This window comes from Dorea sp. OM07-5 (assembly GCF_003481355.1).
Classification (GTDB): Bacteria; Bacillota; Clostridia; order Lachnospirales; family Lachnospiraceae; genus Dorea_D; species Dorea_D hominis.
The window spans coordinates 223,221-246,488 of sequence record NZ_QUKZ01000004.1; the positions used below are offsets into that span (position 1 = coordinate 223,221).

The window sequence follows — 23,268 nt, forward strand, 5'->3', positions numbered from 1 at the left end:
GAATCAAACATTATGAAAAAGATTATGAAGCGATTGCTTACAGGTGTACTTACCCTTGCAACCGTATTTACTGCATTACCTGTCACACAGGTTCATGCTGCGGATTCCGTCTATACTACTACGGACGGTAAAGCAGGAACAATCGTCAAGATTGACAATGGCGGTTCAGAGGTTTCCAGCTTTGAAGAAAGCATAATGAACGCTGACGGGCAGATTGCCTACTGTATTGATATAAACACAAATTTCCAATCGGGATATAAGAATCGTATCAATGCAACGGAGCGAATGAGCGACGACCAAATATCTGATGTGGCGTTGAATCTGGAATACGTCAAACAGTATGCAGAAAAGCACAGTCTTTCCAGCAAACAAGTCTATCTGTTGGAACAATGTGTTGTCTGGCGAAGATTGAGCGTTCACTTAGGCTGGGGGTACAACAATGTACGAGCTGCCTATGATGAAGTGTCAGAGAAAATCCAGTCAGAAGTCTATGAGAACGCAAAGGCTTTCGCTAAAGAAAATAAAGACCGTTACGATTGCGGTGGTTACATCTATGTTGGTGAAGGACAGGACTTAGGACAGTTCTGGGCGAAGTTAGCTGTCGGTGATGGCAAGATTCAGAAATCGTCCAGTAATACAGCGATTACAAAATCTAATGACTGCTATTCTTTATCTGGTGCGACTTATGGTGTCTATTCTGATAAAGGCTGCACGAAATCAGTTGCCACACTTATGACAGATGGCAACGGGAATACGGATACGGTGGAGTTGAGAGCTTCTACATACTATGTAAAAGAAATCGAAGCTCCAAAAGGATTCCAGTTAGATAACAACGTCTATACCCTTACGGTAAAGGCTGGTGAAACTTCCACATTGAAAGTCAGCGATACACCAAAAGTCACAGACACTTTGGTTGAGCTTTTCAAGATTGATATGGAAACAGGAAAAGCAACCGCACAGGGTAACGCTTCTTTAGAGGGTGCGGAGTTCGTCTGGAAGTATTATGACGGTTATTACACAAAAGATAATCTTTCATCAGAACCAACACGCACATGGACGACAAAGACAAAAGCGGAAAAAGGCAGCGATAACACTATCCACTATATCACAAGATTGGCAGATTCCTATAAGGTATCTGGTGACAGCTTCTATACACAAAACGGTACTATCTGTTTACCGCTTGGTACTATCACTGTAGAAGAAAAAGCTGCTCCAAACGGTTACTTGTTAGATGGTGCTTATATGCAAGCCGCTGGAAGTTCTGAACAGATAAAAGGCGTGTATGTGGCACAGATTACAGAAGATGGCGAACTTGCAGCATTAAGCGGCAGCAACCAGTATTCCGTATCGGACAAGATTATCCGTGGAGGTGTGAGAATCCAAAAGCGTGACCTTGAAACAAAAGACACAAAACCACAAGGCAGTGCAACATTGAAAGATACTACCTTTGAAATCATTTCCTTAAATGATAATGCGGTATTGGTAGATGGCAAATTATGCAACAAAAATGAAACAGTCAAGACAATCCATACAGGCGTTGACGGTATCGCTACGACTGACGCTGATACACTTCCTTACGGTCACTATAAAATTTCAGAATCCAAAAATCCGACAGGATATTTGACAACTGGTGCGGTTGACTGTGAGTTTGACATTGTGAATGACGGTGAAATCATGGATTTAACAGATGAAGCACATTCCATCTACAACCAGATTATCCGTGGGGATATCGAGGGTGTGAAAATTGGTGACGGTACTCACAAGCGACTTACGAATGTTCCCTTTAGGATCACAAGCAAGACGACTGGTGAGAGCCATATCATTGTTACGGACGCAAACGGTCAATTCTCCACTTCTTCTGACTGGGTATCTCATAAACAGAATACCAACGCCGGAAAGACCAGTGAGGACGGTATCTGGTTTGGTACTTCCACACCAGACGACAGCAAAGGTGCATTGCTTTACGATACTTACACAATCGAAGAATTACGCTGCGATTCCAACAAAGGAATGACGCTGATTCCGGCGTTTGATGTAGTGGTGTCAAGAAATAAAGTAGTCGTGGACTTGGGTACACTCACAGATGAATATGAACCAGAAATCATTATCCATACGACTGCCACAGATAAGGTGACAGGTGGAAAATCAATCGTTGCCGGAAAGAGCGTGACTATCGTTGATACCGTCACTTTAGATGGTCTGACAAAAGGCACAAAATATCAGTTGAAAGGCTGGCAGATGGTGAAGTCTGAAAATGCACAGCTTTTGATTGACGGTGAACCTGTGGAAAATGATTACACATTCACTGCGAAAAAATCAGAAATGGAAGTTGAGGTTTCCTATACGTTCAATGCTTCTGCTCTTGGTGGCAAAGACCTTGTGACATTCGAGGAATTGTACGATTTATCCAATCCAGACGAGCCTACAAAGGTGGCAGAACATAAAGATATTGAGGACGAGGGGCAAACAGTGACGATTACGGAACGTATCATCACTATACACACAACCGCTACTGATAAGGCGACAGGTGAAAAGACGATTGAAGCAGACGACAAAGTAACTATCGTTGATACGGTCACTTTAGATGGTCTTGAAAAAGGCGTGAAATACACTCTTAAAGGTTGGGAAATGGTGAAGTCTGAAAATGCTGAACTTCTAATGAATGGCAAGCGTGTAGAAAATGACCTTACTTTTACTGCCGAGGATTCTAAAATGGAGGTTCAGATTGAATTTACATTCAATGCTTCGGAGCTTGGCGGCAAAGAGCTTGTGACATTTGAAGAATTATATGACGTAACCAATCCAGACGAGCCTATCAAGGTAGCTGAACATAAGGACATCAAGGACAAGGGGCAGACTGTGACGGTCAAGGAAAACCTGGAATCCCCTACGGCACCAGAAGAACCTAGCACACCAACAAAGACAAGCGATTCACCAAAAACAGGTGACAACACACCATTTGTCGCATTGTTCGCCATGATGGGAATTTCCGCTGCTGGTTTTATCTTTGCCGGATATAAGAGATTCCGCAGAGTAAAGAAGTCTAAATAATACAGGAGGTATCGGTTTATGAAAGCAACTCCCCGTTCACCTCCCATCATAAAAAAAGTCAGTCCGTGGCTGGCAACTCAACTAAATTCTGCTTGATTAACATTTATCTTTCTGAATGGGGATTGTCAAGGGTGCGGCAGCACAACGCTTGCCCTTGATAATTCACAGGCAGACAGATATTATTCCGATAGCAGAATGACACAATCAATCATTAAAAATATAGAAAGAAAAGAGGTAAACAATTTATGGAATTAAAACACGTTATCCCAAATATGGAAAAAACATTCGGAACTTTAGAATTTGCTGGTGAGAATAAGGTGGAACAGCGTAGGATCAACGGACGTATGACGGTCGTTTCCCGTAGCTTCAACCTTTATTCGGACGTACAGAGAGCAGATGATATTATCGTGGTGCTGCCTGCTTCTGCTGGTGAGAAGAACTTTGAATCAGAGGAAAAGGTAAAACTTATCAATCCAAAAATCACTGCAGAGGGTTATAAAATCGGTACAAGAGGATTCACAAATTATATCTTATCGGCTGACGATATGGTGAAAGCATAAGGAGGTATTGAGTATATGAGATTAGCAAACGGAATCATTATTGACAAGGAAAAGACTTTCGGAGTATTGAAATTCTCCGCATTAAGACGAGAGGTACATATCCAGAATGAGGACGGTACGGTTTCTGAAGAAATCAAAGAACGTACCTACGATTTGAAGTGCAAAGAACAAGGACGTATGATACAGGTAAGTATTCCGGCTTCTGTTCCGTTAAAGGAATTTGACTACAATGCAGAGGTGGAAATCATCAATCCTGTGGCTGATACGGTGGCAACCGCTACGTTTCAAGGTGCAGACGTTGACTGGTATATCAAGGCAGATGATATTGTCTTGAAGAATAAGCATTCTGTGTCAAACACTATGACAAATCCATCACAAACAGTAACAAAAATAAATAAGCAATAATTGCTTCATCTGCAAAATGATATTATAATTATTGGCATATAGATAAATCGATGGAAAGGAATTAGTACAAATGTTAAGAAAAAATATTCTTATATTCATAAAAAGAAATACGCTTATTTCTGCATTTTTTATAATATCTATAGTCATCATTACTTCATATTATTTAACACTGGATTTGCCCGAACTGTTTAGAGGAGCCGAACAATGGTTTAATCTTTTATTTCAATTATCTGTTGGATATATAATAAATTTTATGTTTTATATCACACAAGTTTATGTTCCTAACAATAAGAGGGATTCTATTGCTAGAAGAAATGTTTCTATGCGATTAAAACAAATTATAAAAAATATGCGAAACAGTCTATCTTCGCTTGCAGAAATTTATTTAGATGGTCATACAGGTACTGATTATACTGCTGAAGAATTGTCTAGTTTGTTACAGTTACGATTTTCAGATAAAGTGAAAGTTTTAAATGCAAATAGGACTACTCGAGAAAATATGGTTTATTTTTCTGTAAGAGAATGGCTTGGAGAGTGTATTCGTAAAACCGAAGATGAAATTGATAAACTTTACAAATATTATCCCACAGATATTTCTGTAGAACTTATGAAAGTTCTTGAAGATATCTTAAATTCCACTTATCATTCCATGATGAAAAGATTATTGGTTGTTCCAAATGATGTTGATTTTAGTCAATGTAATAATAATTTTTTTGCAGAGTATTATAAATTGATATGTGAATTAGAAAAAATTAATCAAAAGGAGTATTTTTCCGAATAAATAAATGTTAGAGCAGTAAATTCTATGGAGTTTGCTGCTTTTTATGCTTAAAAGGAGGAACTATGAGATTACAAACATACAGAGGATATCGTATCAGAGCCAGTGATAAATCACTGGTTTTTCGTTTCTCGGCTGGTTTGCTGCTTCTATTATTCCTTGCGGTGGTTATGCTGCTGAACCTAAAGTCAATCATCACTACGGATTGGAAAGCAATCTCACTTTTTGAAGATGGCAGCGTCTACTTGCCGATTACACCATATAGGATAGTGACTATCATTGTGGCGACTCTGGTCTGTGTGTTGTCTGCCCTTTTCTACCGCAGATTCCAGTATGACAGAGTGAAACAGCTTTTTCACCGTCAAAAGCTGGCACGCATGATTTTAGAGAATGGCTGGTATGAATCAGAATCCACACAGGACAGCGGATTTTTTAAGGACTTGCCAGCGTCCGGCAAGAAAGAGAAAATCAACTACTTTCCAAAACTGTATTACCGTATGGAACATGGTCTATTGTATATCCGTACAGAAATTACATTAGGGAAATATCAAGACCAACTTTTACACTTGGAAAAGAAGCTGGAAACAGGATTGTACTGTGAGCTGGTGTCAAAAGAGCTACATGATTCCTATGTGGAGTATGTCTTACTTTATGACACTATCGCTAATAGAATCACTATCAATGAGGTACAGGCTGAACATGGCAGTTTACGTCTGATGAAAAATGTCTGGTGGGAGTATGACAAGCTCCCTCATATGCTGATTGCTGGCGGTACTGGTGGAGGAAAGACGTATTTTATTCTCACACTCATTGAAGCTATGCTCCGCAGCAATGCAGTCATGTATATTTTAGACCCAAAGAACGCTGACCTTGCGGATTTATCCGTTGTCATGCCGGAAGTCTGGTACAAGAAAGACGATATAACCGCCTGTATTGACAGGTTCTATGACGGTATGATGGCAAGAAGTGAAGCAATGAAGCTCATGGAGAATTACAGGACAGGTGAAAACTATGCCTATTTAGGACTATCGCCCCACTTCCTTATTTTTGATGAATATGTGGCGTTCATGGAAATGCTCACCACAAAGGAGAATGCTGCTGTCCTTAACAAGCTGAAACAGATAGTCATGCTCGGACGACAGGCAGGATATTTTCTCATTCTCGCCTGTCAGCGTCCAGACGCAAAGTATCTCGGTGATGGAATCCGTGACCAGTTCAATTTCCGTGTGGCTCTTGGGCGTATGTCGGAGCTTGGGTACAGTATGATGTTCGGTGAAGTAGACAAGGACTTTTTCTTGAAGCAGATTAAAGGGCGTGGCTATGTTGATACGGGAAACAGTGTCATATCCGAGTTTTACACTCCCCTTGTACCCAAAGGACATGACTTTTTAAAAGAGATAGGAGGATTGTCACAAAACAGGCAGGACGGACAGGCGGCGTGCGAAGCGAAAGACGCAGGTACGGACTAGCCTGTGTTGGGGTGGCGTAAGCCGCCCCAACCATCTGCCCCCGTTATCTAACAGGGGGGCACAAATTATCTGGAAACAGTCAATTACATATCAAAAAGTCCTTGAAAACAGAGGACTTTTCAAACATTCAAAGGAGTGTGACAAAATCGGTAACTGTCACATTCCTTTTTCGATTGGAGGGATTGAAACTGAATGATACCGATTGGATAAACGATTTTAAGGAAAAACGGACGCAATACGGCGTTTCCCAGAATCGTCTTGCGGTCATGGCTGGTATCAGTCGTGAGTATGTCAGCAGGATTGAATCTGGAAAAGTAGCCTTGACAGAAGAAATCAAGGGGAAATTCACGGACGCTCTGGAAAAGCTGAATCCAGAGAATCCGTTGGAAATGGTCTTGGATTACGTCAGAATCCGATTCCCCACACAGGACGTTCGGCACGTTGTTGAAGATATTCTGCAATTAAAGCTGGATGTAATGATACATGAGGACTACGGATTCTACTCCTATGCGGAATATTATGTGCTTGGTGATGTGTTCGTGCTAACATCACCTGATAAAGAGAAAGGCACACTGCTGGAGCTGAAAGGCAAAGGCTGTCGGCAGATGGAAAGTTATCTGCTGGCACAGCATAGGAGCTGGTATGACTTTCTCATGGACGCTCTGGTGGAAGGAGGTGTGATGAAACGTCTTGACCTTGCCATCAACGATATGGCAGGAATCTTGGATATTCCAGAGCTGACAGAGAAATGCAACCGTGAAGAATGTATTTCCGTATTCCGCAGCTTCAAGAGTTACCGCAGCGGTGAGCTGGTGAGAAGCAATGAACAGGACAGATACGGAATGGGAAATACGCTTTATATCGGTTCGCTCAAATCAGAGGTTTATTTCTGTATCTATGAAAAGGACTATGAGCAGTATGTGAAATACGATACTCCGATTGAAGATGCGAAAATCAAGAACCGTTTTGAAATCCGGCTGAAAAATGAGCGAGCCTATTATGCGGTGCGTGACCTGCTGACCTACCATGACGCAGAGCGTACCGCTTTTGACATTATCAACCGTTATATGCGGTTCGCTGACAAGGAGGTGGAGAAAAGACGCAGCGAATGGCAGACCAATGAGAAATGGGCGTACTTTATCGGCGCTGATCGTGGGCGTTTGAAATTGACGACCAAACCAGAGCCTTATACGCTCACTCGGACGCTGAACTGGATAAGCAGACAGGTAGCTCCCACTTGGAAAGTCTTACAGAAGATTGACAGTGCCAATGGCACAACTTATCTCAAAGACATTTTAGACCATGCGAAGCTCACCGAGCGTCATAAAAAGCTGATTGAACAGCAGACAACTTCCACAGAGGAAATGATTACAGAAACGGAGGAATGACAACATGAAGCATATCTTATTTGATTTATTCCTGTTCTCACTTGGAGCAGGTGCAGGTGTGGTGTTGATGTGTCTGGTACAGGCAGGAGCAGCCGCAGAAAGAGAAATTGAAATGATGGAAAGGAGCAGAAAATAATGAATTTCGGACAGAACATATACAACTGGTTTTTATCTAACGCACAGAGCTTGGTACTCATGGCAATCGCTGTTATCGGCGTGTATCTTGGATTCAAGCGTGAGTTTTCCAAACTTATCGGATTCTTGGTGATTGCTTTAATCGCTGTCGGCTTGGTGTTCAATGCTTCTGGCGTGAAAGACGTACTGTTGCAGTTATTCAATAAGATTATCGGGGCGTAATGCTCTGATAATCGGAAATGGAGGACAACATGAAAACAGATATTTTTGAGGATATGAAAGACTGTATCGGCTGCAATGATGTTTCCGACCTGCCTTACCGCAAGCGTGAAGTGTGGGAAGAAATCAAACGACAGCTACCGCTTAAATATCCTAAAGAACAGTTAGAAAAATTCTCTCATTATGTGTTCGGTGTAGATTATGCTGTTATAATGGGAATACTGGATATGATGAAAGGAAGTGACAGACCATGCAGGAAATGCGAATCTACCTGTTAAACAATACAAAACCGTATCGTGAGGGTGACGAAGAATATTCCGGTGCTTGGTTCAACTGCCCTGTGGACTTTGAGGAAGTCCGAGAAAAAATCGGCGTAGAACATGAAGAACAGATTGAGATTGCAGACTATGAGCTGCCCTTTGACTTACACAGTGATATGCCACTTTGGGAAATCAACGCCAACTGCCGCATGGTGCTGGAATTGGAGGGTACGCCTATCGGCAATGAAATGAAAGCCATTCAGCAGAAATGGTTTTCCAGCTTCGAGGAATTTATCGACCACAAGGACGAGATACGCTACTATGATGTGGGTGACGGTGCAGCTCTGGCAGAATACCTTATCCGTGAAGAATATGTTTTTGGTGAGATTCCTCACGAACTGTTGAAACATATCGACTATCACTCCTATGGTAGTGAGCTGGAAATGGACGACAGATACTTATTTACCACAAGCGGCGTATTCCGCTATCAGTAAAGGGGTGATGTGGTATCGAAGAAATGCGAATCTATATCGCCAATCTTGGGAAATACAACGAGGGTGAGCTTGTGGGTGCGTGGTTTACGCCGCCCGTTGATTATGACGAGATGGCAGAACGTATCGGCTTGAATGACAGATACGAAGAATACGCAATCCATGATTATGAGCTACCCTTTGAGATTGACGAGTACACACCCATTGAGGAAGTCAACCGCCTGTGTGAAATGGTGGAGGACTTACCAGAAGACATACAGGACGAATTATCGGAACTGCTAGGCTATTACAGTAGCTTGGAAGATTTGTGCGAACATGCAGACGATATTATCCATTATCCCGATTGTGACGATATGACAGACGTTGCCTATTACTTCATAGATGAATGTCAAAGTCTGGGTGAGATACCAGACAGAATCCGCAGTTACATAGACTATGAAGCCTACGGGCGTGACCTTGATTTAGAGGGGTGTTTTGTCGTCACCAATCATGGCGTGTTTGAATGTCCGTATTAACAATTACAACTGAATATTTTTTATCTGCCAGTGAAATGACACTGGTTATTTTTTTGCAGCAGCCTTGAAACATAGGCTGCTGTTTCCATTTTAGAACAGAAAGGAGCTGTGAAAATTGAAGAAAATCAAAAGCTATACAAGCATATGGAGCGTGGAAAAAGTCATTTATGCAATCAACGACTTTCAACTCCCGTTCCCGCTCACATTCAGTCAGATGGCTTGGTTCGTGGTGTCGCTGTTTGTGGTGATTCTCTTTGGGGAGCTACCGCCCTTTAACATGATTGACGGTGCATTTCTCAAATACTTTGGAATCCCTGTGGCGTTCACTTGGTTTGTATCGCAAAAGACCTTTGACGGAAAAAAGCCTTTTGGATTCCTAAAATCCTGTGTGAGCTTTTTCCTCCGACCAAAAGTGACCTATGCAGGAAAAGCTATCAAACTGAAAAATCAGAAATTCAATACAAGCGTGACCGCAGTTAGGAGTGTGATGTATGTTCCCGATTAAGTACATAGAAAACAATCTGGTGTTCAACCATGACGGTGAGTGCTTTGCCTACTATGAGCTGACACCTTACAATTATTCGTTCCTGTCACCAGAAGAAAAATACATGGTGCATGACAACTTCCGTCAGCTTATCGCCCAGAACCGTGACGGAAAAATCCATGCCCTACAGATTGCCACAGAGGACAGCCTGCGTGCAGTACAGGAGCGTTCCAAAAAGGGAATCACAGGCAGATTAAAAGAGATTGCCTGTAAAAAGGTAGATGAACAGACAGAAGCGTTGGTTGAGATGATTGGTGAAAATCAGATTGACTACCGCTTTTTTCTTGGCTTCAAGCTGCTGGTAAATGAGGAAGAAATCAGCTTCAAGGGTATGCGAAAATCAGCAGCTATGACCTTTGCGGATTTTATCTATGAAGTCAATCACAAGCTGATGGGTGACTTCGTTTCCATGAGTAATGATGAAATCAACCGTTTCCTAAAGATGGAAAAACTCTTGGAAAGCAAAATCTCACGCCGCTTTCAGTTCCGCAGACTAGATAAGAACGACTTCGGCTACCTCTTGGAACATATCTACGGGAATACCGGCGTTGCCTACAGTGATTACAGTTATGACCTCCCGATAAAAAAGTTAAAGCGTGAAACACTGGTGAAGCGATATGACCTTATCCGTCCGACACGCTGCATGATTGAAGAAAACCAGCGCTACCTAAAGATTGAGCGTGAAGATCAGACAACTTTTGTTGCCTACTTCACGATTAACAATATCGTGGGTGAGCTGGATTTTCCGTCAAGCGAGATATTTTATTATCAGCAACAGCAATTCACGTTCCCCGTTTCCACTTCTATGAATGTGGAAATCGTCACCAACAAAAAGGCTCTGACGACTGTTAGGAACAAAAAGAAAGAGCTGAAAGACTTGGATAATCATGCTTGGGAATCCAACAACGAAACGGGAAGTAACGTCATGGACGCTCTGGATTCGGTGAATGAACTGGAAACAAATTTAGACCAGTCCAAAGAATCCATGTATAAATTATCCTACGTTATCCGTGTGGCAGCTGACACTCTGGAAGAATTGAAACGCCGCTGTGATGAAGTCAAAGATTTCTATGATGATTTGAACGTCAAGCTGGTTCGCCCATTCGGTGATATGTTGGGGTTGCATGGTGAGTTTATCCCGTCCAGCAAAAGATATATCAATGATTATATCCAATACGTCACTTCGGACTTTCTCGCCGGACTTGGCTTCGGTGCGACACAGCAGCTTGGGGAAACGGACGGTATCTATATCGGCTATAACCTTGATACAGGAAAGAACGTCTATATAAAACCTAGCCTTGCAGCACAGGGCGTAAAAGGTTCTGTGACAAATGCTCTTGCGGCTGCTTTTCTCGGTTCGCTCGGTGGTGGGAAGTCTTTCTGTAACAACCTTATCATCTATTATGCGGTGCTGTTTGGAGGAAAAGCGGTCATTGTAGACCCAAAATCAGAGCGTGGTAACTGGCAGGAAACGATACCCGACATTGCACAGGAAATCAAGATAGTTAATCTCACCAGTGAGGACAAAAACAGAGGACTTCTTGACCCGTATGTGATTATGAAGCGAACAAAGGACGCTGAAAGTCTGGCAATCGACATTCTGACATTCCTTACAGGTATTTCGTCCCGTGACGGTGAGAAGTTCCCTGTATTAAGGCGTGCAATCCGTTCCGTGACACAGAGCAAAAAACGAGGACTGCTCCGTGTCATTGATAAATTAAGGAAAGACGGTTCTCCTGTGGCAGAAAATATCGCAGACCATATCGAGAGCATGACCGATTATGACTTTGCACACCTTTTATTCTCGGACGGTGATGTGGAGCAGTCCATCAGTTTAAACAGGCAGCTCAACATCATACAGGTGGCAGACCTTGTGTTGCCGGATAAGGACACGAAGTTTGAAGAATACACCACAATGGAATTATTGTCCGTGGCTATGCTGATTGTCATTAGTACCTTTGCCCTTGATTTTATCCATTCCGACAGGAGCATTTTTAAGATGGTGGACTTGGACGAGGCGTGGACGTTCCTACAGGTGGCACAGGGGAAAGCATTGTCTAACAAGCTGATTCGTGCTGGACGCTCCATGAACGCTGCTGTTTACTTCGTTACACAAAACTCTGGTGATGTGGACGATGAAAAGATGAAGAACAATATCGGCTTAAAGTTTGCGTTCCGTTCTACAGACATAAAGGAAATCAAGAATACTCTTGAATTTTTCGGTGTGGATAAGGAGGACGAGGGCAACCAGAAACGACTTAGGGATTTGGAAAACGGACAATGCCTGTTTCAAGATTTGTATGGGCGTGTGGGCGTTATCCAGATTCACCCTGTATTCTCTGACCTGTTCCATGCCTTTGATACCAGACCGCCAGTGCAGACGGAAGAAATGAGGTGAAGCCTATGGATAAGAGAAAAATAGTCCGTTATCTGCTTATCACGCTTTCGGTGATTCTCGGTGTGCTGGTATTTTTATCTATCACGGGTACGGTAGCTCATGCGGCTGGTCTGGTAGACAATACGGTGAGTGACGCTAACACCTATTCCAAATATCCGCTGGAAAACTACCAGCTTGATTTCTATGTGGATTCAAGTTGGGATTGGCTGCCGTGGAACTGGCTTGACGGTATCGGCAAAAGTATTCAGTACGGACTATATGCCATCACAAACTTTGCCTGGACGGTGAGCTTATACATTTCCAATGCGACGGGATATGTGGTACAGGAAGCCTACAAGCTGGACTTTATCTCTGATACCGCAAGCTCTATCGGAAAGAACATTCAGACGTTGGCTGGTATCACTTCCAGCGGTTTTTCCAGTGAGGGATTTTATGTGGGATTTCTGCTTATCCTTATTCTGGTAATGGGTATCTATGTGGCATACACAGGACTTATCAAGAGGGAAACCACAAAAGCAGTTCATGCGGTGATTAACTTCCTTGTGGTGTTTATCCTGTCAGCTTCTTTTATTGCATACGCCCCCAATTATATCAGCAAAATCAATGACTTTTCCGCAGATATAAGCAGCTCGGCATTATCGCTCGGTACAAAAATCGTGCTGCCCGATTCCAACAGCAAAGGAAAAGACAGCGTAGATTTAATAAGAGACAGCCTGTTTTCCATACAGGTGAAACAACCGTGGCTGCTTTTACAGTACGGGGAATCGGATATAGAAACGCTCGGTTCTGACCGTGTGGAAAGCCTGTTATCGGAAAGTCCAGACACGGACGACAGAGAGGACGTTGTGATTGAGGAAATCGAGGATAAGGACAATGACCATTTGAGCGTCACAAAGACCATGACCCGTTTAGGTATGGTAGTGTTCCTGTTTATCTTCAATATTGGTATCTCGGCATTTGTCTTTCTGCTTACCGGCATGATGATTTTCTCGCAGGTGCTATTCATCATTTACGCCATGTTCCTGCCGATTAGTTTTATCCTCTCCATGATACCGACTTATGAGGGCATGGCAAAAAAGGCTCTTACGAAGCTGTTCAATACCATTATGATGAGAGCCGGAATCACACTGATTATTACCACAGCCTTTAGTATCTCGACTATGTTTTATTCCATTTCCTCCGGCTATCCGTTTTTCATGGTGGCATTTCTACAGATAGTCACCTTTGCCGGAATCTATTTTAAATTAGGTGACTTGATGGCAATGTTCAGCCTGCAATCTTCCGATACACAGCAAGTCAGCAGACGAATCATGCGACACCCGTATATGTTCCTCAACCGCAGGGCAAGACGCTTGGAGCGTAAAATCGGTAGGACAATGGCGGCTGGTGCTGCTGGCGGTGTAGCTGGTGCTGCGGCGGCTTCTGCTTCTACGAAAAAGGCAGACAATACCAAACAGACAGGTAATACGCATACCAGAGCAAATCACAATACTTCTGCTTCTTCCAGTGGAGGTAACAGCAAGCCGCCAGCTCTGCCGGATTCCAAATCACAGAAGCCGCTTGCATTGCCGGATAAGAAAAGTCAGACGGATTCCTCACAGACCGTACATAGTTCACAGAGCAATACGCAGGAATCACAGTCTACCTCAAAGCGTGGAATCGTGGATAAAAAATCGGTATCGAAACAGCCGCAGTCAGAGAAACAGAATCCACAGCGTCCGAGTGTGGATAAGGAACAGGACAAGCTGGAATCAAAGGATAAAGAGCGACAGGTCACCGGATCAGCGACAAAGAGAGCTGCCCCGGTGCATGAGCGACCAGCCACAACGCCTGTTCCTGTAAAATCGGATTCACAGGCGGCAGCTTCAAAACCAGAGCAGAAAGTCAAAGAGCGTCCTGTCACAGTGACAAAGGAGCAGCCGCAATCAAGCAAGAGTAAAGAGCCTGTGACAAAATCACAGGAGAATGTAAGAACACAGGTTGTCAGAGAATCCCGTCCGGCAGATAAACAGACTTCATCAGCAGTAAATAAACATTCACAAGCTACCACAGATATTTCAAGGCAAACGGTACAACGTCAGAAGCAGACAAAGACGGTTCAGAAAAAGACCACAAATCAATCAACAATGAAGAAATCTACAAGTAAGAAAGGCGGCAAGAAATGAAGTTAAGGCATTTTGCTGTGTTCGGTGGGATTTTCACAGTGATTATCTGTCTGCTTCTGTTCCTGTTTATCGTGACCGCAGATGATGAAGAAAGCGGCTCTTCCAGCTTGGATTTTTCTGGACTGAACCTGTCAGCAGAAGTCTTGAAACATCAGCCTACGGTAGAAAAATACGCAAAGGAATACGGGATTTCTGACTATGTGAATTACCTGCTTGCGATTATGCAGGTGGAATCCGGCGGCACTGGCACGACAGACGTTATGCAAGCCAGTGAATCACTTGGTCTACCGCTTAATTCCTTGTCTGTGGAGGATTCCATCAAACAAGGGTGTAAATACTTCTCGGAGCTTTTGAAATCCGCAGAAGCGAAAGGCTGTGACATCAACACAGTGGTACAGTCCTATAACTATGGCGGCGGCTTCATTGATTACGTTTCCAGTCATGGGAAAAAGTACACCTTTGAGCTGGCGGTCAGTTTCGCAAAGGACAAGTCCGGCGGTGTCAAAGTCACCTATAAGAATGAGATTGCCATAAAAGAAAATGGCGGCTGGCGTTACAGGTACGGGAATATGTTCTATGTAAAATTAGTCAGCCAGTATTTGGCTGTGCCTAGTTTCAGTGACGCTACCGCACAGGCAATCTTCAATGAAGCGTTGAAGTATCAAGGCTGGAAGTATGTGTATGGCGGCAGCAATCCCAACACTTCTTTTGACTGTTCGGGATTGGTTCAGTGGTGCTACGGAAAGGCTGGTATCAGCTTACCCCGTACCGCACAGGCACAGTATGACGCTACGCAGCACATACCGCTGTCACAGGCAAAAGCTGGTGATTTGGTATTCTTCCACTCAACCTATAACGCTGGAACATACGTCACTCATGTAGGAATCTATGCTGGAAACAACAGAATGTATCATGCTGGCGACCCTATCGGATATGCAGATTTAACAAGCTCGTACTGGCAGCAACACTTGATTGGTGCCGGACGAGTGAAAACCAATTAGAAAGGAATGGTGCTATGCTATTTAAGAAAAAGGATAAGGAATCAAAACCAAAAAAGGAAAAGAAAGTGCCTGTGATGAAAGTTGGCACGCATAAGAAAACCGTGATTGCCTTATGGCTGGTGCTGATTGCCAGTGTCAGCTTTGGGGTGTATAAGAATTTCACCGCCATTGATATGCACACGGTACATGAGAAAGAAGTCATTGAGCAGCGTATTGTTGATACCAACAAGATAGAGAATTTCGTCAAGGCATTTGCGAAGTCCTACTATTCTTGGAGCAACACGCAGGAATCCATTGAGAAACGAACCGCAGCCATCAACCAATATCTGACAAAGAGCTTACAGGATTTGAATGTTGATACCGTCCGTATGGATATACCTACAAGCTCTACGGTAACAGACGTTGAGATTTGGGAGGTTGAAGCGGCTGGAATGAACGACTTTACCGTTGTCTACTCGGTAGACCAAACGGTAACGGAGGGAGAAACTACTATCGGCTACACTTCCGCTTATATGGTGGTAGTTCATGTAGATGGTGACGGAAATCTGGTTATTACACAGAATCCGACCATCAGCAGCATACCAACAAAATCCGGCTATGAACCAAAAACAAAAGAATCGGACGGAACAGTGGACGCTGCCACTACGGAGGAAGTTACAGAGTTCTTGGAAACATTCTTCAAGCTATACCCTACCGCAACAGAAAAGGAGCTTGCCTACTATGTATCAGGGAATGTGCTGGAACCTGTGAATTGTGAGTATGTGTTCTCGGAGCTGGTAAATCCTATCTTTACACAAGATGGTGAACAGGTGAAAGTGTCCGTATCAGTGAAATATCTCGACCAGAGGACAAAGGCAACACAGATTTCACAGTTTGATTTGACACTGGAAAAAGATAGTAACTGGAAGATTGTAAAATAATGAAGATGGGGAATGGACATTAAAAACCGTTCCCCTTTAATCATTTTCATTCACGTTTAATTTTTTTAACTGCTATTGCTTATTGTGCTACAAAAAATGCCATTCTTAATTTGGAAGATTAGTTCCAGAAAAATCAGAAAGAATATTGACATATAAGTGATGCGTGTATATAATGTGCATGTATAAACATCACACTAAAGGAGGAAAGATATTTGAAGATAGTAATATCTAATACATCTGAAAATCCTCTTTACCAGCAAATCAAAGACCAAATAAAAGACGCTATCTTAAGAGAGGAATTAGTGGAGGGCGACGCCCTTCCGTCTATCCGTTCCTTTGCAAATGATTTAAAAGTCAGCGTCCTAACAATACGGAGGGTATATGATGAATTGGAAAAAGAGGGATTTATTACAAGTCAAGTCGGTATCGGGACTTTTGTTTCTACAAGTAATATTGAATTATTAAGGGAGTCCAAACGGCGACTTGTAGAGAAAAAAATGCTTGATATGATACAGACAGCTAAATCACTAAATATCAGCAAAGAGGAATTAAATGCCATGATGGACATTCTATACGAGGAGGAAAACTGAATGGACAATATTTTAGAAGTATCTGGAATCAATAAAAGTTACGATGATTTTTCCTTGAAGGACATCTCATTCTATTTACCAGAGGGATGTATCACTGGATTTGTGGGAATTAACGGGGCAGGTAAGACAACCACTCTACGAAGTATTTTAGGGCTTACCAACAATGTGTCGGGGAAAATAAATTTTTTTGGTATGGACATAAAGGGAAATGAAAGCGAAATAAAAGACCGTATCGGTATTGTGCTTGATGATGGTTGTTTTTATGATGAATTAACCATTTCAGAAATGAAAAGCATCATAGCACCTGCCTATAAAAACTGGTGTGAACAAGATTTTATTGATTACTTAGAACGTTTCGAGCTTAACCCAAAGCAAAAAATCAATACACTGTCGAAAGGTATGCGTATGAAATATGCTTTGGCATTAGCTCTTTCACATAAAGCGGAGCTACTTATTATGGACGAACCGACAAGCGGACTTGACCCACTGGTACGAAGCCAGCTTTTGGATATATTAAAAGATTATATGAACAAAGATGGAAAAGGTGTATTTTTTTCTACGCATATTACCTCTGATTTAGACAAAATTGCAGATATGCTGATTATGATTGATAGTGGGCAGATTGTTTTTCAAGAAGAAAAAGACCAGTTGCTTGACAGCTATCGAATTATAAAAGGAAGTGCAGAGAAACTGAATTCAGATACACGAAAGATGTTTCTTTGCACAGAAGAAAGTGCATTTAATTTTACGGGAATTACAAAACAGGCTTCTGTTGTTATGGAATGTATGCAGGATGTTCTTATAGAACGACCAACGATTGAAGACATTATGCTTGCGAATGTGGAAAGGAGAAAAAAGAATGTTATTTAGCTTAGTAAAAAAAGATTTTCTAATTGTAAAGAAATATGTGGGTATTATGCTTATTGTATCCTTTTTAATTCCGCCTATTATGCTTTGGCGTACACCTGAAGCGGCTGGAGCTATGGGTTTCACACTTACTATTATTTTCAGTATTTTCATGTTGACACAATATGTTTCCTTAAAGGAACATCAATATCCGAAAGCCGCTACTCTGCTTTGTGCAACGCCATATCCCCGTAGGCTGATTGTACTTTCAAAATATTTATTTTGTCTGGTTATTTATGCGGTATGCTGTTTGATTTTTGGGATTGACACACTTCTTTTCCCAAAACTTGGAACGTTTGATATTAGGATGGCGGTTATCATTTTTTTTACGGTCACTGTATTTTTATCTGTTTATTTTCCTGCTTTATATAAACTGGGATATGAAAAAACAAAATTTTTCTTTGTCTTAGTTATTATGGCATCCCCTATTTTGTTTGCAGCTCTGTTTAAACCAGAAAATAAGATGAAGTTTGATTTCTTAAATACGGTTTCCACAACAATGCTCATTATTTTTGGTATTGTAATTAGTCTTATCATTTTTTCAATATCCGCTATTCTGTCAATTAAGTTTTTTGAAAAGAGCGATTTGGCATAGGAGGTATCGTATGGAACATGATGTAATTATTTTGTATTTGATAGCAGGAGTATCGTTTACTTTCGCCTTGTTTAATTGTATTTTGTTTGCCTTGAAACATGGAAAGACAATGAAAACAGATGGAATGATTGTTTCAATAAAGTCTACAAACCCGACAAACGAAAAATGGCGTAATGCAAAACTGGCAGAGGTTTCCTATCTGGTAAATGGCAAGCGGATTGTGTCAAAAAATCGCATACAGGTTTCTCTTACCTCCGAGATAGGAACGCATATTCCTATCCGATATGACCGAAACCAGCCAGACAAAATATACAGTTATTCAGTAAAACGAATTATTATAGGATTTTTAATTGGTGTAGGTAGCATACTTATAGCTGCGTTTATGCAAATTCATTAGAGAAAGGGGATATAGGATATGCCACATTTTCCAGAATGGTTTATAGTCATTTGTGTGTTGTTCCCTATTGCCAATTTGATTTATAAGGCATGGAAAAACAGAAAGAAATAGCAAAGTGGAGGTAATGATGAAAAAAACGGAATGGATACGCTGCCCTGTTTGTGGCAACAAAACCCGTGACAGAATTAGAGAAGATACGGTTTTAAAAAATTACCCGCTCTATTGTCCGAAATGTAAACAGGAAACCTTAATAGAAGCCAAAAATCTACAAATAATAGTAATCAAAGAGCCAGACGCACAGACGCAGAGCCGATAACACCGAGAATAGTTTTATCTTGGGTTATCGGCTTATTTTATTGGAAAGCTAAAAAGCATAGGATTACTCCTCCACTTCCTTAGACTTGATGATTCCGTCAATAACGCTTTCCATGATAACTAAATCTTTGTCGGACAGGTTATCAAGCTGCTTTTCCAACTGTATTCTTCTGGAGCTTTTCACCAGATCAGAAGCAGGCAGGAAAAAAGCGTCTGTTGATACATTCAATAAATGAACAAGGTCATAAAATACTTGTAAACTTGGGTGCTGCCCTTTGTTTTCAATATTCGTCAAATAGCGTGGGTCAATCTCAATCATTGCTCCCACTTGTTCACGGGTAAGACCTTGTTTCATGCGAGCTTCTTTGATTGCAAGACCAAAGGCTCTAAAATCATACTTATCTTCTTTTTTACGCATATGTAATCACCTCACTACATTTTACTGTTCCTGTTGATTTTCTAACAGGTATAGAAAAACGTATAGTAAGGTTTACCAGTTCCTATTATGCGTAAATCAATTAAAAAGTGCTGCATAGCGGCAAATAAAAAAACCGCTATCAACAGTACCGTTTTTGCGTGTCACAAAATACCTTTTTCCAGATGGCGGTTGAAAAGCCGCCTTTTTCTTTTCCCATCAATAGAAAAACAACATAATGGTTTTGGGTTAGCGGCTTTGGGAGGTAGCCGCATTGAAAGACCTGTATAATCGACAATTTTCAATATATCCGTTATTGTCAAAAAAATCCTAGCTTTCACAGCGGCACAATATACCCTTGAATATGGTTTTTCACGTTACATAACAGGAACAATTTTAAAAGCACAAGAACAGCATTTCTTATATGCCCTTGTGCTTTTTTGCTACTTTAAAAAATTTTTTGATTTTTTTCTGATTCGGGTTACAAATCGCCCCTCCGTGTTGAGTGTTAGTGCGGAAAGAGGTAAAAAGCCTTTTCGCTTTAGCAACTTCAACTTGAAAGGAGGTGAGATTATGAAACCTTCTTCATTTGAGAACGCTATAAGACTTCAATTTGACTGTCTGGCTCGTAAGGTGATTGGCAGAACTGTAAAGAACTACAACAAAGAACTTGCCAGACGTGCAAAGCATGAAATATCTTTCTGTGAAATACCAGAGCTGGAATTAAACCAGTTGGGTGTATCGGACGAATACCCGATTGAATTTACTTCCTTTGATGTGTTTGGTACAGAAGTTCGTGTCTATGATGAGAAATTATGTGAAGCAATCAAAAAATTAAGCGAAAGACGACGCAATGTTGTGTTGATGTTCTATTTTCTGGAATTACCAGACGCAGAAATCGCAGAGATTTTGGATATTTCCAGAAACTCTGTTTATAGAAACAGAATGTGTTCACTAAAGCTCATTAGAGATATGTATGAGGAGGAATTATAACATGATGAAGTCTACAAAAAAGTGTCCTCTATTCTCCACAATCAGTTTAGCTGCTGATGGCGACGAAGTGGCAATAGAGAAAATATTAAATCACTATGACGCTTACATATCAAAAGCAAGTTTACGCCCGTTCTATGATGAACACGGAAATATGTATATTGTGGTCGACATGGAACTGAAAGGCAGAATCAGAGCTGCTCTTATTAAAGCAATTCTAGGTTTTAAAGTCAGAGTGAAATAAGCGAATATATACGGAGTGTTCTATCACCTCATTCCAGCTCCGTTTTACAAGTGTTCTTTGAAAAATGAATAAAGTAATCAGATACGTTTGATATACGGTGAGCCGACGGACTGGAACGCCATGACCCACGAAAGGAGGAATAAAGAAGCGAGCGACCATGCCAGTGATCCGTAAGCGACTGTTGGAAAAGTTGCTGCCATGACCTGTATATCAGAATAATGATACACCCGTATGACACGGTTCACCCATCAGAATGGGAATGGTGAAATTCCAGTGGAGCTTTCCAAAGCCATCTGATTACTTCTTATTTATAGACAAATTCTTTCATAATGTACAAGCATTTTTGCATACTTTGTAAATATATTGTAGTGAGGTGGTTCAATGGCAAATGACGCAAAGGTAGTTTGCAAGAATGTTTTTAAAAATTGTGATAGAGCGGCGTTTACAAAAGCATTTACTCTAAAATGGATAGAGTTGATAAATCAATATGAAAAAAATAAAGGAAAGGCAACTCCTGCCAGATGATAGACAAACTATCCTACGAGATGTTATAATAACATTATGTAGAGATAGTTTGTTTCGTCTTCTCTAAAAGGAGAACGAAGCATGATAGAATCAAAATCAAGAGTTGCTATTTATTGCCGCTTATCAGAGGAAGATAGAAACAAACAATCAGAAACAGACGACAGTAACAGTATTCAGAATCAAAAGTCAATGTTACTTCAATACTCATTAGAGCATGGTTGGGAAGTCTACAACATATACAGTGATGATGATTACACTGGTTCTGACAGACGACGACCAGAATTTAACAGGTTGTTGGAGGACGCAAAGAATCGTAAATTTGATATTGTCCTTTGTAAGACACAATCCAGATTTACCAGAGAACTAGAATTAGTGGAAAAATATATCCACGGTCTTTTCCCTATTTGGGGTATTCGTTTCATCAGCATTGTTGATAATGCAGATACCGCTAATAAAGGAAATAAGAAATCAAGACAGATAAATGGTCTGGTGAATGAGTGGTACTTAGAGGATATGTCAGAAAACATTAAAAGCGTTCTCACTGACAGAAGAAAGAACGGACACCATATCGGTGCTTTTGCCCTGTATGGTTACAAAAAAGACCCTGACGTAAAAGGGCATTTGATTATTGATGAAGAAGCTGCGGAAGTTGTCAGAGAAGTTTTTACACTGTTTTCACAGGGATATGGAAAGACCGCCATTGCCCGTATGCTGAATGACAGAGGAATACCAAACCCTACGGAATACAAACGACTTCATGGTTTGCGTTACAAGCAGCCTAAAACGAAAAACAGTACCCTATGGAAATATTTTGCCATATCAGATATGTTGGTGAATGAAATCTATATCGGGAATATGGTTCAAGGGAAATATGGCAGCGTTTCTTATAAGACAAAGCAAAACAAACCCAGACCAAAAGACGAGTGGTACAGAGTTGAGGGTACACATGAGCCGATTATTGACCGTGAGTTATGGGATAGGGTTCAAGCATTGGTAGCTCAAAAGGCAAAACCTTTCACAGTTGGCACAATCGGCTTATTTGCCAGAAAAGCTCGCTGTATGAATTGTGGTTATACAATGCGTTCATCAAAGAATCGTGGTAAGCATTATTTACAATGTTCTAACCGCCATGTAGCAAAGGACGCTTGTATAGGTTCTTTCATTTCAGTAGACAAATTGGAAAAAGCTGTGATTGATGAACTTAATAAGTTATCCGCAGAATATCTGGATAAAGATGAGCTTGAACAAAATGTGCAATTCAATAATGACTTGCGAGGTCAAAAAGAAGCTTTGGAAACGGAGATTGCTGCTTATCAAAAAAAGATTGCGGAATACACAAAAGGAATCCGTGAACTATATTTAGATAAGGTAAAGGGTATTCTTTCCGAACTTGATTACTTGGATTTATCTAAAGATTTCTCAACACAAAAAGAAAGGCTCGAAAAACTGGTAATTGATACGCAGAAACAGCTTGATGTTATTGAAAGAAAAATGCTGATTGGCGATAACAGACGACAGTTAATCGAGCAATATACAAATCTTGAACACTTAGACAGGGAAACGGTTGAAAAGCTGATTGATTATGTATTGGTCGGTAAGAAAGACCCTGTAACTAAGGAAGTACCTATTGAGATACATTGGAATTTCTAAAGTTCTCATATCTGGCAGCTAGTATGCCAGATTATTGGGAACTATCTTTTAAAACCTCAATGTTGTCTTTACACAATCGTACCATCCGCAGCCATATCTTCGCTTAAATCGGTGATGGGATCACCTTTGGACTGGAAAGTAGTGGCGCTCCAAGGAACACCGCCGGCAGACTGTGGCCAGAGTGCAAGCGTATGATCTACATAATATTTATCAAAACCGGATTTTTCTAATTCTTCCATTGTCATATTTTTTGTAAGTTGATAAACAATAGCACAGACGATTTCTAAGTGAGCCAGTTCTTGCGCCCATAAATGTTGTCGCTAATGAAAAAGCCCCTAAATA

Annotated in this window: 26 protein-coding genes and 1 pseudogene; 25 read left to right on the forward strand and 2 right to left on the reverse strand. The window is 41.2% G+C overall.

Annotation, left to right across the window (positions count from 1 at the left end; translation table 11 throughout):
- Positions 1-12: 12 nt before the first annotated feature.
- The 21 genes from DXC04_RS05740 to DXC04_RS05840 all read left to right on the forward strand — a co-directional run bounded on the left by DXC04_RS05740 (position 13) and on the right by DXC04_RS05840 (position 19,103).
- Positions 13-3,051 carry a VaFE repeat-containing surface-anchored protein gene (locus DXC04_RS05740; protein ID WP_118660370.1) on the forward strand — a complete coding sequence of 1,013 codons (3,039 nt, stop codon included), beginning with the start codon at positions 13-15 and terminating at the stop codon, positions 3,049-3,051.
- Positions 3,052-3,296: 245 nt separating this feature from the next.
- Complete coding sequence (locus tag DXC04_RS05745; protein ID WP_008393072.1) at positions 3,297-3,611, forward strand: YdcP family protein; 315 nt, start codon at positions 3,297-3,299, stop codon at positions 3,609-3,611.
- A gap of 15 nt (positions 3,612-3,626) precedes the next feature.
- A complete protein-coding gene (locus DXC04_RS05750; protein ID WP_008393071.1) occupies positions 3,627-4,016 on the forward strand; it encodes a YdcP family protein in 390 nt (129 codons plus the stop codon).
- 70 nt (positions 4,017-4,086) lie between these two features.
- Complete coding sequence (locus DXC04_RS05755) at positions 4,087-4,797, forward strand: hypothetical protein (protein ID WP_118341701.1); 711 nt, start codon at positions 4,087-4,089, stop codon at positions 4,795-4,797.
- A gap of 62 nt (positions 4,798-4,859) precedes the next feature.
- A complete protein-coding gene (locus tag DXC04_RS05760) occupies positions 4,860-6,263 on the forward strand; it encodes an FtsK/SpoIIIE domain-containing protein (protein WP_118341700.1) in 1,404 nt (467 codons plus the stop codon).
- Between the two features lie 137 nt (positions 6,264-6,400).
- A complete protein-coding gene (mobT, locus tag DXC04_RS05765) occupies positions 6,401-7,651 on the forward strand; it encodes a MobT family relaxase (RefSeq protein WP_118341699.1) in 1,251 nt (416 codons plus the stop codon).
- Between the two features lie 4 nt (positions 7,652-7,655).
- Entirely contained in the window at positions 7,656-7,787 is a 132-nt protein-coding gene (locus DXC04_RS05770; RefSeq protein WP_081919023.1) for a DUF3789 domain-containing protein, read from the forward strand.
- Positions 7,787-8,008 (forward strand): hypothetical protein, encoded by a 222-nt coding sequence (locus tag DXC04_RS05775; protein ID WP_118660372.1) that lies wholly within the window; start codon positions 7,787-7,789, stop codon positions 8,006-8,008. Before DXC04_RS05770 ends, DXC04_RS05775 begins: the two co-directional genes overlap by 1 nt.
- Positions 8,009-8,037: 29 nt before the next feature.
- The gene (locus tag DXC04_RS05780) at positions 8,038-8,283 is read left to right on the forward strand and encodes a hypothetical protein (RefSeq protein ID WP_032091089.1); all 246 of its coding nucleotides are present in this window, start codon (positions 8,038-8,040) and stop codon (positions 8,281-8,283) included.
- Complete coding sequence (locus DXC04_RS05785; protein WP_005335613.1) at positions 8,265-8,759, forward strand: antirestriction protein ArdA; 495 nt, start codon at positions 8,265-8,267, stop codon at positions 8,757-8,759. Before DXC04_RS05780 ends, DXC04_RS05785 begins: the two co-directional genes overlap by 19 nt.
- A gap of 23 nt (positions 8,760-8,782) precedes the next feature.
- The gene (locus DXC04_RS05790) at positions 8,783-9,271 is read left to right on the forward strand and encodes an antirestriction protein ArdA (protein ID WP_118207718.1); all 489 of its coding nucleotides are present in this window, start codon (positions 8,783-8,785) and stop codon (positions 9,269-9,271) included.
- 115 nt (positions 9,272-9,386) lie between these two features.
- Complete coding sequence (locus DXC04_RS05795; RefSeq protein ID WP_021865983.1) at positions 9,387-9,776, forward strand: conjugal transfer protein; 390 nt, start codon at positions 9,387-9,389, stop codon at positions 9,774-9,776.
- Positions 9,763-12,213, forward strand: a complete 2,451-nt coding sequence (locus tag DXC04_RS05800; RefSeq protein WP_118341698.1) for an ATP-binding protein — start codon at positions 9,763-9,765, stop codon at positions 12,211-12,213. Before DXC04_RS05795 ends, DXC04_RS05800 begins: the two co-directional genes overlap by 14 nt.
- A 5-nt stretch (positions 12,214-12,218) precedes the next feature.
- On the forward strand, positions 12,219-14,378 hold the full coding sequence (locus DXC04_RS05805; protein ID WP_118341697.1) for a CD3337/EF1877 family mobilome membrane protein: 2,160 nt from the start codon (positions 12,219-12,221) through the stop codon (positions 14,376-14,378).
- Complete coding sequence (locus DXC04_RS05810) at positions 14,375-15,379, forward strand: bifunctional lytic transglycosylase/C40 family peptidase (RefSeq protein ID WP_008393061.1); 1,005 nt, start codon at positions 14,375-14,377, stop codon at positions 15,377-15,379. The genes DXC04_RS05805 and DXC04_RS05810 overlap by 4 nt, the downstream gene beginning before the upstream one ends.
- Positions 15,380-15,393: 14 nt before the next feature.
- On the forward strand, positions 15,394-16,299 hold the full coding sequence (locus DXC04_RS05815; protein WP_117836160.1) for a conjugal transfer protein: 906 nt from the start codon (positions 15,394-15,396) through the stop codon (positions 16,297-16,299).
- 212 nt (positions 16,300-16,511) lie between these two features.
- A complete protein-coding gene (locus DXC04_RS05820; protein ID WP_117579310.1) occupies positions 16,512-16,889 on the forward strand; it encodes a GntR family transcriptional regulator in 378 nt (125 codons plus the stop codon).
- Positions 16,890-17,759 carry an ABC transporter ATP-binding protein gene (locus tag DXC04_RS05825; RefSeq protein ID WP_117836162.1) on the forward strand — a complete coding sequence of 290 codons (870 nt, stop codon included), beginning with the start codon at positions 16,890-16,892 and terminating at the stop codon, positions 17,757-17,759.
- Positions 17,749-18,390, forward strand: coding sequence for an ABC-2 transporter permease (locus DXC04_RS05830; protein ID WP_117836164.1), 642 nt, complete (start codon positions 17,749-17,751; stop codon positions 18,388-18,390). Before DXC04_RS05825 ends, DXC04_RS05830 begins: the two co-directional genes overlap by 11 nt.
- A 10-nt stretch (positions 18,391-18,400) precedes the next feature.
- On the forward strand, positions 18,401-18,787 hold the full coding sequence (locus DXC04_RS05835; RefSeq protein WP_117836165.1) for a hypothetical protein: 387 nt from the start codon (positions 18,401-18,403) through the stop codon (positions 18,785-18,787).
- A 127-nt stretch (positions 18,788-18,914) separates the two neighbouring features.
- Entirely contained in the window at positions 18,915-19,103 is a 189-nt protein-coding gene (locus DXC04_RS05840) for a cysteine-rich KTR domain-containing protein (protein ID WP_117579306.1), read from the forward strand.
- 63 nt (positions 19,104-19,166) lie between these two features.
- On the opposite strand, the gene DXC04_RS05845 is transcribed toward DXC04_RS05840, so the two are convergent.
- A complete protein-coding gene (locus DXC04_RS05845) occupies positions 19,167-19,520 on the reverse strand; it encodes a helix-turn-helix domain-containing protein (protein WP_117836166.1) in 354 nt (117 codons plus the stop codon).
- Positions 19,521-20,090: 570 nt separating this feature from the next.
- Here DXC04_RS05845 and DXC04_RS05850 point away from each other — a divergent pair.
- From DXC04_RS05850 to DXC04_RS05860, 4 genes are all read left to right on the forward strand, one after another.
- A complete protein-coding gene (locus tag DXC04_RS05850; RefSeq protein ID WP_016440028.1) occupies positions 20,091-20,510 on the forward strand; it encodes an RNA polymerase sigma factor in 420 nt (139 codons plus the stop codon).
- Position 20,511: 1 nt separating this feature from the next.
- Positions 20,512-20,751 (forward strand): helix-turn-helix domain-containing protein, encoded by a 240-nt coding sequence (locus DXC04_RS05855; RefSeq protein ID WP_117836167.1) that lies wholly within the window; start codon positions 20,512-20,514, stop codon positions 20,749-20,751.
- A 381-nt stretch (positions 20,752-21,132) separates the two neighbouring features.
- Positions 21,133-21,276, forward strand: coding sequence for a hypothetical protein (locus DXC04_RS15700; protein WP_016440029.1), 144 nt, complete (start codon positions 21,133-21,135; stop codon positions 21,274-21,276).
- Positions 21,277-21,357: 81 nt separating this feature from the next.
- Entirely contained in the window at positions 21,358-22,926 is a 1,569-nt protein-coding gene (locus tag DXC04_RS05860; RefSeq protein ID WP_101884088.1) for a recombinase family protein, read from the forward strand.
- A gap of 83 nt (positions 22,927-23,009) precedes the next feature.
- Here the strand turns inward: DXC04_RS05860 and DXC04_RS05865 are convergent.
- Positions 23,010-23,228: pseudogene (locus DXC04_RS05865) on the reverse strand (manganese catalase family protein); the annotation flags it as partial.
- Between the last annotated feature and the right edge of the window lie 40 nt (positions 23,229-23,268).